The following is a 12,118-nucleotide window of genomic DNA, read 5'->3' as shown; positions in this document are numbered from 1 at the left end:
ATTATTCCTGACCTACACGCGTAACTAACCAGCAATTGTGGATATGTTTATTGCGAGAGAAATCTTGAGATTGTGTTTTAGCGGTAATATCCCGCGCTTGTAAACCGATAGCGGCTAGGCCCTCATGGTCCATACGGAATCCACGTTTATTGTTCGAGAACATAATAGTGCCACCGGTCCGTAACAGATACTGGAGATCGGTCAGCAACGATAGGTGATCGCGCTGTACGTCAAAGCTCTCTTCCATCCGCTTAGAGTTGGAGAACGTTGGCGGATCAATAAAGATCACGTCAAAGGTTTCTCGTGACTCTCTAATCCAGCTTAGACAATCGGCTTGAATCAAGCGGTGCGATTGTCCTGAAATATCGTTTAATTGGAAATTACGCTCCGCCCACTCTAAGTAAGTCCGAGACATATCGACTGTAGTGGTCGATTTCGCTCCACCTAAGGCAGCATGAACACTGGCGGTACCGGTATAGGCGAAAAGGTTAAGGAAATCTTTATTACGACTCATTTCCCCCAGCATTTTACGCGCCAGACGGTGGTCAATAAACAGGCCAGTATCGAGGTAGTCCGTCAAATTAACCCAAAAGCGTGCGTTAAACTCGCTTACCTCGAAGAAGTCATTTTTTGTCGCTAATTTCTGATATTGCTGCGTGCCTTTTTGGCGTTCACGAGTTTTAAGCACTAATTTATTCGCTGGTAACTCTAGCACCTGCAACGTCACGCTAATTACGTCGAACAAACGTTGACGTGCTTTATGCGGCTCGACCGTTTTCGGTGGCGCATACTCTTGAACCACGACACAGTCAGCATAGCGGTCGATCGCGATATTATAGTCAGGCAGATCAGCATCGTAGATACGATAACACTCTATCCCATCCTGCTTCGCCCATTTATCCAACTTCTTAATATTTTTACGCAGGCGGTTGGCAAAGTCCGGTGCTAACTCCCCGACGACCTGTCCCTCTACGGAGGCACGCAGTTTATAATTTTTCTGAACGCAATCTAACGGACCGTTTTTCGCTTTAAATTGACGGTCTGCACGTAATTGTAAGCAATCGAGCAGCTCTGGCGATCCGCTAAAGAGCGACAGATTCCAACCGCCAAACTGTGCTTTAAGAATTCGGCCTAATTGGCTATGTAAAGCAATCAATGCAGGCTCGTTCTCAAGACGTTCGCCGTAAGGGGGGTTACTGATCACCGTGCCAACTTCCGCTTCAGGCTGCGGGTTCTTAAGTTGGATCGCGTCTTGACGTTTGAAGCTAATAAAGGGCGCAACGCCCGCACGACGTGCGTTGGTTTGTGCCCGCTCTAAAACTTGACCGTCTTTATCGTAACCAAAGAAACGGATTTGCTTACTTTGCATGCCTAAGTTCGCGCGCTGTTGCGCCTCAGCCACAATCTTGTCCCACTCGCTTTCGTTAAACTTTTTCCAAGCATAGAAGCCCCAGTGATCGCGTAACAACCCTGGTGCACGATCGGCCGCTATCATCGCCGCTTCAATTAATAGCGTCCCCGATCCACACATCGGATCGACCATCGGTGTCCCCGGTTTCCAGCCCGAACGCATAATGATCGCGGCAGCTAATGTTTCTTTAAGCGGCGCTTGACCCGTGGCATGACGATAATTACGTTGATGCAAGGCATCACCACTGAGATCTAAGGAGATGCTGACTTTGTCGCGATGTAACCATGCATTAATACGGATATGCGGATAATCTCGGTCAACATTAGGACGAGGAAGATTTTTACGGGTAAAGCTGTCGACGATAGCATCTTTGATCCGGAGCGCACCAAATTGACTGTTACGGATTTCGTCGTTAGTCCCTTGGAAATTGATCACGAATGAGGACTCTGGCTCGAAAATCTCATCCCAAGCAATGGATTGTGCCCCCACATAGAGATCAAGGTCACTGAAAACGTTGAATTCTCCCAGCGGTAACATGATGCGCGAGGCGATACGGCTGCAGAGTAGGCTCCGGTACATCACCTCATCGTTACCACTGTAGTGAACACCTCCCGGTACCAGTCGTATATCTTGAGCCCCAAAGCTCTCAAGTTCTGTTTTTAAAAGTTCTTCCAGTCCACGACCGGTGCTGGCAAAAAGAGAATTCATAATAATGTTCTTTAAATCGGTAAATTTGTGACTAGTATAGCGAATCACAACGCTATGTCATAAAGTTACTGTCATTGTTAGCGATGAAAGAGACGCCTTTTAATGATTAGCCTCGCCAAACTGTTTACTTACCCCATAAAGTCGATGCAAGGGACTCAACTTTCCCATGCGTTAGTGCAGGAAACCGGCTTAACTTGGGACCGTCATTTTATGGTGACATTAGAAGATGGTACCTTCATTACGGCACGTAAGTATCCTGAGATGTTACTGTTCACCCCCACTTTGACGCAACAAGGCCTCTACCTTCAAGCCCCCGACCAGCAACATGCTTGGATTAAACTTGACGATTTTTCAGAACGCGATTATCCAACCGAAGTGTGGGGAAATCACTTTACGGCAAAAATTGCGCCCGATGCGATCAATCAGTGGCTCAGTCACTATTTTCCGCATCCAGTACAATTACGCTGGATTGGCGAAATTCCTCAACGCAAGATCAAGAAACGGCCTGAACATCCCCTCTCTTTCGCTGACGGTTACCCTTTCCTATTGGTGAATGAAGGGTCATTACACGACCTGCAAAATCGTTGTCCCGCTGGGGTCACCATTGAACAATTTAGAGCAAACCTTGTGGTATCCGGGGCCGAGCCATGGCAAGAAGATCATTGGGCGGTAATACGGATTGGGGATGTTATTTTTGACGTAGCCAAGCCCTGCAGCCGCTGTATTCTGACTACGGTTAACAGTCGTAATGCCCGTAAGCACCCGCAGGGTGAACCCATGCGCACCTTAATTCAGTTTCGTGAGGCCGCAGATGGCAGTGGAGATATCGATTTTGGGCTTAATTTAATCGCCCGTAATAGCGGGATAATCCGAGTCGGTGATGACTTTTCCGTGCTACAGACTAAACCACCACGTTTATATAATGAGAAAGTCGTCGAAAAAACGCCCTACGTCGCGCCCTGCGCTGCGCCAACAGAAAAAGCGGTAGAGATTGAGTTTGCGGGGAAGCGCTTTACGGGCAATAACCAACAGATTTTACTGGAACAGTTAGAACTACAAGGACACTCTATTCCCTACTCATGCCGAATGGGCAGTTGTGGCAGTTGTCGGCTCACCAAATTATCGGGATCAGTTAAAGCGTTAAATAGCCGCGCGCTGTCCGACTCAACCTTATTAAGCTGTTGTTGTGTCCCTGAAGCAGGCCCGTTAAAGCTTGAGCTTAATTAACCGACTTTTTCTAACACTAATGCCTGTTCTGGCTGCCAAGCAGCTAGACGGTCATTCATAATCTTAATCGCGTCACCAAGATAGAGCGATTTACCACTGTTTAATAATAACTCAGGCTGGGCGACCACACATAAGGAAGCTTGTTGATTGGTTTCCACAACCATTAGGAGCGCTTGTTGATTGTTGCTGGTGAGCTCAGTGAGAACCATTTCACCGACTTCAGGCTGAAGGGTTTGTCGACGTGAGACGAAGTGCCAACTTTTTGGCATTTGCGGTTTCAGGAATCGGTACGCAATTAAGCCATTAATAATCAGTTGTCGAGATTGTGCCTCGTCTAACGCCGTTTGATGGCAGCTTTCAGCAAATTGTTCGAAAAGTGTTGCATCTTCTACGCAGAAGGGATGTGAGGAAAAAGCGTCAGGAATGAGCATCTTAGATGAGAATTGAGAAGTGAAGCTTGACCCATCATTAAAATCTAACATAACGGAATCTTGTTCCGAATCGTAATGCCACTGCCAGCAATCATCGGGTTTTAAATTCATAAATTACCCCTAAATAGTCTTAAGCTTTAATAAAAAATTTATTAAAAAAATATTACTCATTACCAGATCTGAATGAAATATAAACGACATCGCACAAAAAATAAACCACTTTATCTGTGCGAGTCGATTATTGATTAAATACCCATCACAATATTTTTTATTAATTTTGGCCCATGGTAAATAAAACCAGAATAAACTTGTAATAATGTCGCACCCGCAGCACATTTTTCCTTTGCCGCCATTAATGAATCAATGCCGCCCACCCCTATTATAGGTAAGGCACCCTTCAGCTCATGATGCAGTTGTCTAATAATTTCGGTCGACTTTAATTGCACTGGGCGCCCACTCAATCCACCCGCTTCACTTGCATAAGGTAAGCCGGTAACCAAAGAGCGATCCAAGGTGGTGTTGGTGGCAATGACCCCATCAATATTATGTCGGACCAAGCTGTCGGCAACTTGAATTAATTCTTCAATAGAAAGATCCGGCGCGATCTTTACAACAACGGGGACATATTTTAAATGCCGCTGTTGGAGATCATGTTGTTTAGTTTTGATCGCCGCCAATAATTCATCCAGTGCTTCACCGTATTGTAAGGATCGTAAACCGGGGGTGTTTGGCGAGGAGATATTGACGGTAATATAACTGGCGTGAGCGTAGACTTTTTCCATACAGAATAAATAATCATCGCTACCTTGTTCAACCGGTGTATCTTTGTTTTTCCCGATATTAATACCCAAAATACCTCGATAGCGAGAGGCCTTTACGTTTTCAACCAGTTGATCGACACCATGATTATTGAATCCCATCCGGTTGATAATCCCCTCCGCCTGTTCTAGGCGAAATAACCGAGGTTTGTCGTTTCCAGCTTGAGCACGAGGCGTTACCGTACCGATTTCAATAAAGCCAAAACCCATTGCGGCGAACGCATCAATACATTCGCCATTTTTATCCAGCCCTGCGGCTAACCCCACTGGGTTTGGGAAAGTAATACCCATCGATTCGACCGGCTTATTGGCTAAGCGTTGAGTAATCAGCGCTTCAAAGGGCGTTCCGCTAACTTTTTTTAACGCATGAATCGTCTGTTCATGGATTTTTTCGGCATCAAACTGGAATAGCGCAGAACGAATTAATGGATACAACATTTCCCCTCCAAAGGCTGACAATAGTGATAGCGACGGACTTCAGTCAGGGGGGGATGGTAGCATTTTTGGGATGAAAGTAAATTTAACTCGCATGGGGAGAAGAAATAAGCTCTAGGCCTTGCACCTAGAGCTTTATAGGAGGTGACTAAGCAGCTAATGCTTTGGTGATCTTCTCGTAAAGATCCCGAGAAAGATTATCCAAGGACAAGAGTTGCTCTAAGGCCACTCGCATCAGTTGCTGACGGTTTGTATCGTAGCGTTTCAAGCGGATTAACGGTTCAATCATTCTTGCCGCAATCTGTGGGTTACGGTGATTGAGATCCGTCAGCATTTCCACTAAGAATTGATAGCCTGAACCGTCCTCAGCATGGAAAGCCGCTGGGTTTGCGGAACAGAAAGCGCCAATTAACGAACGCACGCGGTTAGGGTTTTTCATGGTAAACGAGCGATGCGTTAATAGCTGACGGACGTTCTCAACCACATGGTCTCCTGGGCGCGTGGCTTGTAATATAAACCATTTATCCATCACTAAGCCGTCTTGATACCAACGTTCGTCCCATTGCGTCAGCAATTGTTCTGCTGCAGGAAGTTGCGCCGCAACCGCACTGCTTATCGCGGCTAATGCATCGGTCATATTATTGGCCGATTGGTATTGTTTGACCGCTAACTCCTCGCCCAATGTGGCATCGGCAAAGACGAGGTAAGAGAGCGCAATATTTTTCAGGGCACGTTTACCAATGTCCTGCTCTTCAACACGATACTCTGCGCATAAGTTGTCCTGGTAAGCAACCTTTAGCTCCTTCACTAACGCTGTCGCTAAGAGTTGTAACAGCGAAGCTCTCACTGCCGCAATTGCGGTAGGATGGATAATCTCAAACCACTCGGCGATCTCGTTCTCAGAAGGCAAGGTAAAGATCTGCGCTTTTAAGGCCGCATCGATAGAGTCATCTACCAGTACTGCGCGGAACGCATCAACCACATGGCGAGGAACTGACAACGGTTGTTGTTGAGCGAAACGTGAAACGTTTAATTTCAGATAGATAGCTAATAAGCTCTGTGCCGCGTCCCAGCGAGTAAAGGCATTTCGCGCATGTTGCATCAAGAACGTCAGTTGCGCATCACTCCACTGATAATGTAATTTTACAGGGGCAGAAAACTCGCAGAGTAGCGCCGGCGTGGGTTGGAACCAGACCTTATCGAAAACGAAAATTTGCGTTGCTTCTGTGACGTTTAGCACGGGATTGATCGCTTCACCCTTGTACTGCAGCGGAATGACCTGCCCTTCGTTATCATATAACTCTATCGCTAAAGGAATATGCAGCGGTTTTTTCTCGGCTTGGTCCGCCGTTGCTGGTGTTTCTTGAGTCACAGTTAAGGTGTAGGTTTCGCTATTCGGATCGTAATCGTCTTCGACGGTCAGAACTGGCGTCCCTGACTGACGGTACCATTGACGGAACTGTGTCAAATCAATCCCAGAAGCATCTTCCATTGCCTTAACAAAATCTTCGCACGTCGCAGCACTGCCATCATGGCGTTGGAAGTAGAGCGCGATACCGGCTTGGAATTTTTCTTCTCCTAGCAGAGTATGGATCATACGGATGACTTCCGACCCTTTCTCGTAAACCGTCAAGGTATAGAAATTGTTCATCTCCATCACTTTCTCAGGACGGATCGGGTGCGCCATCGGGCTGGCATCCTCAGCAAACTGTGCGCCGCGCATCACGCGAACATTATCAATACGGTTAACCGCGCGAGACCCCAGATCAGAACTAAACTCCTGGTCGCGGAAAACCGTAAGCCCTTCTTTTAGACTGAGCTGGAACCAATCGCGGCAGGTGACACGGTTTCCACTCCAGTTATGGAAATATTCATGACCGATCACCGCTTCGATTCCGAGGTAATCCTTATCGGTCGCGGTTTCTGGTTTCGCGAGAACATATTTCGAGTTGAAAATATTAAGACCTTTGTTCTCCATTGCGCCCATATTGAAGAAATCGACGGCAACGATCATAAAAATATCGAGGTCGTATTCTAAATTGAAACGCTGCTCATCCCACTTCATGCTCTGTTTTAGCGAGGTCATCGCCCAGTCTGCACGGTCGAGATTACCTTGGTCGACGAAGATTTCTAATGCAACATCACGACCAGATTTTGTGGTAAAAGTATCGCGCAATACATCGAAATCACCTGCGACTAGCGCGAAAAGGTAACAAGGTTTTGGGAAGGGATCTTGCCAAGTAATCCAATGCTGACCATTATCCAGCTCACCCGCATCAATACGGTTACCGTTGGAGAGTAAATAAGGATAACGTTGTTTATCGGCGTAAATCGTGGTGCTAAAACGCGCCAACACATCTGGGCGATCTAAATACCACGTAATATGGTGGAAGCCTTCGGCCTCGCACTGTGTACAGAGTGCTTCACCTGATTTATAAAGGCCTTCTAATGCACTATTTTGATCAGGATGGATCTCGTTTTCAATCTCTAGCGTAAAATGCTCGGGAACGTTACGCAGTCGTAAGTTACCGGATTCGATAGCATGGTCCTGCCACAGGTCGCCATTAATTTTTACACTGACGAGGACTAACCCTTCTCCCTGTAGCAGCAAATCTTTTGCAGACGCATCACAACGTTTGACTTGGCTTACCGCGACAACCTTAGTGGTCTTTTCATCTAGGTGAAACGTTAAATCGATATCGGTAATGGTAAAATCCGGCGCGGTGTAATCTTTGCGATATTTAACTTGCGGTTGCTGTGTCATGCCATGTCCATGTCAATAATAGAGTGTTAACTCAAAGTCTAGGTGCTCTCTATACCAGATTCCAGTCCTTGACAGCAAGTCGTGCTCTTCTAAGAACATAATTTTAACATTTAGCACAATTTATTCTCGATTTCGCGAATAATCTATGGTGTGATCCAATTCACTTTTTAGGGCGACGGGTTATACTATTGCCTGATATAACGACTTTTTCTGCCGGTCTGCAGAGTGATAACGTCCAAAGGATGCCGATAAGCACTATGAAACCACATGCTTCTCCGATATTGACCACGCTGCTTGATACAGATGCCTATAAATTGCATATGCAGCAAGCGGTGTTTCATCGCTATCGACATTTATCCGTCACCGCTGAGTTCCGCTGTCGAGGTGATGGGTTACTCGGCGTTTATGCTGAGGAAATTGTCTCGCAAATTAATTTAATGCAGCAACTTGCCTTAACGGATGAAGAGTATCGTTACTTAGCTTCCCTGCCCTTCTTCACCATCGATTACTTAAATTGGCTCAAGACTTTTCGCTTTGATCCCCAACAGGTTGCAGTGAGTAATCAGCAGGGTCAATTAGTGCTGACCATTACAGGGCCTTGGATCGAAGTTATTCTTTGGGAAGTGCCACTACTGGCCTTGATCTCTGAAATTGTGCATCGTGACCGTTCCCCTAATGTTACCGCTGCCGATGCGTTAGCGCTGCTTAATACAAAATTAGCCAAGTTCAAAGCTGACTCAGCTGACCTTGATATGTCGCGTTTCAAATTAATGGACTTTGGCACAAGGCGACGTTTCTCTCAGTCTGTGCAAGAATCTGTGGTGGCGGAACTGGTTAGGGAAGTTCCTTGGCTGGTCGGCACCAGTAATTACGATATTGCCCGTCGTCACCAGTTAGCGCCTGTTGGTACCCAAGCACACGAGTGGTTTCAAGCACACCAACAGATCAGCTCAGAGTTAGCACACAGTCAACGCGCCGCACTGCAAGCCTGGTTGGAAGAGTATAATGATATGCTCGGCATCGCGCTGACTGACTGTATTGCCACGGATGCGTTTTTACGTGATTTCGGCTTTAACTTTGCCAATCGCTATCAAGGAGTTCGTCACGATTCGGGCGATCCCATTGCATGGGGTGAGAAAATTATTAAGCACTACCTCTCTTTGGGGATTGACCCTCGCGAGAAGACTCTGGTTTTCTCCGACAGTTTAACCTTGGATAAGGCACTTGAACTCTACCGTCATTTCGATCCCCGCATTAACATTATTTTCGGTGTTGGTACACGCCTGACTTGCGATTTGCCTGGTGTAAGCCCACTAAATATTGTGATTAAGCTCACCAGTTGCGATGGCAAACCCGTGGCAAAATTATCGGATAGCCCTGGCAAAACCATCTGCCAAGACGTTTCTTTTGTCAAAGCGCTAGAAAAAGCGTTCGACTTACCGAAGATAAATTGTACAGGCTAACCCTAGGCCAGAGATAATCTGGCCTAATCCTTTTTTTTCTATCTATTTTGCTTGTTTACTTACCCTGCCTGAGTAACATATCCTACCTCATTCAATAGTGATTCCATCTAACAGAGAGATAATTATGAGCATAGTGCCTGTCGTGGACGTGCTAGACGGTCATGTAGCTGTAGAGTCAGAGGTTACAGTGCGTGGCTGGGTGCGTACCCGTAGAGATTCCAAAGCTGGTATTTCCTTTATCGCCATTTACGATGGCTCCTGCTTTAATCCTGTTCAGGCGGTTGTAAATAATTCGCTTAATAATTATCAAGATGAAGTTTTGCACCTGACGACTGGCTGCTCCGTCGAAGTCACCGGCAAGGTAGTCGCGTCTCCAGGCCAAGGTCAATCTTTCGAAATTCAAGCGACGTCAGTGAAGGTTGTGGGTTGGGTCGAAGATCCTGATAGCTATCCAATGGCGGCTAAACGTCACAGCATCGAATATCTTCGTGAAGTTGCCCACTTACGTCCGCGCACCAATTTAATTGGTGCAGTCGCACGCGTACGTAATACTCTAGCTCAAGCCATTCACCGTTTCTTTAATGAGCAAGGCTATTTTTGGGTCTCGACGCCGTTAATAACGGCATCGGATACCGAAGGGGCTGGCGAACTGTTCCGTGTCTCAACACTCGATATGGAAAATCTGCCTCGCAACGATCAAGGTAAAGTTGACTATAGCCAAGACTTCTTTGGTAAAGAAGCATTCCTTACCGTATCGGGACAGCTCAACGGTGAGACATATGCTAGCGCATTATCCAAAATCTATACCTTTGGCCCGACGTTCCGTGCAGAAAACTCCAACACTAGCCGTCACCTAGCCGAATTTTGGATGGTTGAACCCGAAGTTGCGTTTGCACACTTAGATGATGCCGCAGCATTAGCCGAAGCGATGTTGAAATATTGCTTTAACGCAGTGTTAACCGAGCGCGCTGACGACCTTGCCTTCTTTGCAGAGCGCGTAGATAAAGAAGCGATTAGCCGTTTAGAAAAATTTGTTAGCAGCGATTTTGCTCAAATTGATTATACCGATGCGATCGATATTCTGCTTAACTCTGGCCAAACCTTCGAAAACCCAGTCGAATGGGGAATCGATCTCTCCTCGGAACACGAACGCTACTTAGCTGAAAAACATTTTGCTGCCCCAGTTGTCGTGAAAAACTATCCGAAGGACATTAAAGCCTTCTATATGCGCTTAAATGATGATGGCAAAACAGTTGCCGCGATGGATGTTCTCGCTCCAGGTATTGGTGAGATTATCGGTGGTTCTGAACGTGAAGAACGCTTAGATGTGTTAGACCAACGTCTAGCTGAAATGGGCCTGAATAAAGAGGATTACTGGTGGTACCGCGATCTCCGTCGCTACGGCACCGTGCCACACTCAGGCTTTGGCTTAGGTTTTGAACGTCTTGTCTCCTACGTTACGGGTGTTCAGAATGTACGGGATGTTATCGCTTTCCCGCGTACCCCACGCAGTGCAAACTTCTAACATAAGCCTCACTTATAGAAATCCGCTTCGGCGGATTTTTTTTTGCCCGTTGACAGAGATCATTGCAAAAAGTGCCAAGTCACATTATGTTACTTTTTGATACGGCTATAAATGTGATTTCCATCTTTATTTCGTTTCAATACAGTTGTAAATAGCGCTAAAAATGCTATTCAATACGGGCCCGCAATGGGCTTTTAATCTCTAGAACATAAAAATAATTAACAATAATGCCAATGAGGGTATTAATGATGAAGCGCAAAGTTCTTTCTCTACTGGTTCCAAGTCTTTTGGCTATCTCTTCAGCTCAGGCTGCAGAAATTTACAACAAAGACGGTAACAAGTTAGATTTATATGGCAGGGCAGTTGGATTACATTACTTCTCGAATGATAACAGTAATGATGGGGATTTCTCATATGTGCGTTTTGGATTCAAAGGTGAAACGCAGATCAATGAGAATATGACCGGATACGGTCAATGGGAATATAATATCCAAGCTAATAATAGCGAAGGTAGCGATGCGCAGGACGGTAACAAAACCCGCTTAGGCTTCGCTGGCCTGCGTTTTAATCAGTATGGTTCCTTCGATTACGGTCGGAACTATGCTGCTGCGTATGACGTGTTAAGTTACACCGATATGCTGCCAGAATTTGGGGGTAACTTTAGTTACTCTGATTCGATGACAGGCCGTACCACCGGCGTTGCGACTTATCGTAACGCTAATTTCTTCGGATTAGTTGAAGGACTAAATATCGCCCTACAATATCAAGGTAAAAACGAACGCGATGATGCACAACGTTCTAATGGCGATGGCTGGGGCGTATCGACCAGTTATGCGCTGCCTTACAGCTTTGCGATCACCGGTGCTTACCAACAACAAAACCGTACCACAAAGCAACGTAATATGGATTACGGCAGTGGCGATACCGCCAGCGTGTGGGGGGTAGGCCTGAAATATGATAATGCCCCTGTGTATGTTGCCGTCACTTATGCTGAAGGGCAAAATGCCACCCGTATTAGTAGCGATATTAATGGGGTATCTAAATCTGGTTTTGCGAATAAAACACAGAACTTCGAAGCCGTTGCGCAGTATCAATTCGACTTCGGTTTACGCCCATCCTTAGCCTTTATCCAGCAAAAAGCAAAAGATGTTGAAGGGATCGGGGATGTTGACCTCGTAAAATATATCGATGTTGGCGCGAGCTACTACTTCAACAAAAACATGTCGACCTATGTTGATTACCGAATTAATCAACTAAGCAAAAATAACAAGCTCGGTATTAACAACGATAACACCATTGCAACGGGTCTGGTGTACCAATTCTAAGTCTTAGCTGT

The 12,118-nt window shown here is 46.1% G+C and carries 8 protein-coding genes; 4 read left to right on the top strand and 4 right to left on the bottom strand.

Translation table 11 applies throughout. The annotated features are described in order from the left end of the window. Position 1: 1 nt before the first annotated feature. Entirely contained in the window at positions 2 to 2,119 is a 2,118-nt protein-coding gene (rlmKL, locus tag MKR94_RS04235; RefSeq protein ID WP_241645576.1) for a bifunctional 23S rRNA (guanine(2069)-N(7))-methyltransferase RlmK/23S rRNA (guanine(2445)-N(2))-methyltransferase RlmL, read from the bottom strand. A 102-nt stretch (positions 2,120 to 2,221) separates the two neighbouring features. Between rlmKL and MKR94_RS04230 the strand changes: the two genes are divergently transcribed. Then, on the top strand, positions 2,222 to 3,346 hold the full coding sequence (locus tag MKR94_RS04230; RefSeq protein ID WP_241645575.1) for a YcbX family protein: 1,125 nt from the start codon (positions 2,222 to 2,224) through the stop codon (positions 3,344 to 3,346). Here the strand turns inward: MKR94_RS04230 and MKR94_RS04225 are convergent. The 3 genes from MKR94_RS04225 to pepN form a co-directional block, all read right to left on the bottom strand. After that, a complete protein-coding gene (locus tag MKR94_RS04225) occupies positions 3,343 to 3,888 on the bottom strand; it encodes a cell division protein ZapC (RefSeq protein ID WP_241645574.1) in 546 nt (181 codons plus the stop codon). The two genes, MKR94_RS04230 and MKR94_RS04225, sit on opposite strands and share 4 nt — an antisense overlap. 134 nt (positions 3,889 to 4,022) lie before the next feature. Further along, complete coding sequence (gene pyrD, locus MKR94_RS04220) at positions 4,023 to 5,033, bottom strand: quinone-dependent dihydroorotate dehydrogenase (RefSeq protein ID WP_241645573.1); 1,011 nt, start codon at positions 5,031 to 5,033, stop codon at positions 4,023 to 4,025. A gap of 145 nt (positions 5,034 to 5,178) precedes the next feature. Then, positions 5,179 to 7,794: an aminopeptidase N gene (gene pepN / locus MKR94_RS04215; RefSeq protein WP_241645572.1), complete on the bottom strand. Its 2,616-nt coding sequence runs from the start codon at positions 7,792 to 7,794 to the stop codon at positions 5,179 to 5,181. 257 nt (positions 7,795 to 8,051) lie between these two features. Between pepN and pncB the strand changes: the two genes are divergently transcribed. From pncB to MKR94_RS04200, 3 genes are all read left to right on the top strand, one after another. Next, positions 8,052 to 9,257 carry a nicotinate phosphoribosyltransferase gene (pncB, locus tag MKR94_RS04210; RefSeq protein ID WP_241645571.1) on the top strand — a complete coding sequence of 402 codons (1,206 nt, stop codon included), beginning with the start codon at positions 8,052 to 8,054 and terminating at the stop codon, positions 9,255 to 9,257. A 124-nt stretch (positions 9,258 to 9,381) separates the two neighbouring features. Next, entirely contained in the window at positions 9,382 to 10,782 is a 1,401-nt protein-coding gene (gene asnS / locus MKR94_RS04205; RefSeq protein WP_241645570.1) for an asparagine--tRNA ligase, read from the top strand. Positions 10,783 to 11,027: 245 nt separating this feature from the next. After that, entirely contained in the window at positions 11,028 to 12,107 is a 1,080-nt protein-coding gene (locus tag MKR94_RS04200) for a porin (RefSeq protein ID WP_277755589.1), read from the top strand. Positions 12,108 to 12,118 lie beyond the last annotated feature (11 nt).

This window comes from Rosenbergiella metrosideri (assembly GCF_022602565.1).
GTDB classification, from domain to species: domain Bacteria; phylum Pseudomonadota; class Gammaproteobacteria; order Enterobacterales; family Enterobacteriaceae; genus Rosenbergiella; species Rosenbergiella metrosideri.
The sequence above is the reverse complement of the archived record's forward strand: the minus strand, read 5'-3'. Positions and strand labels throughout refer to the sequence as shown.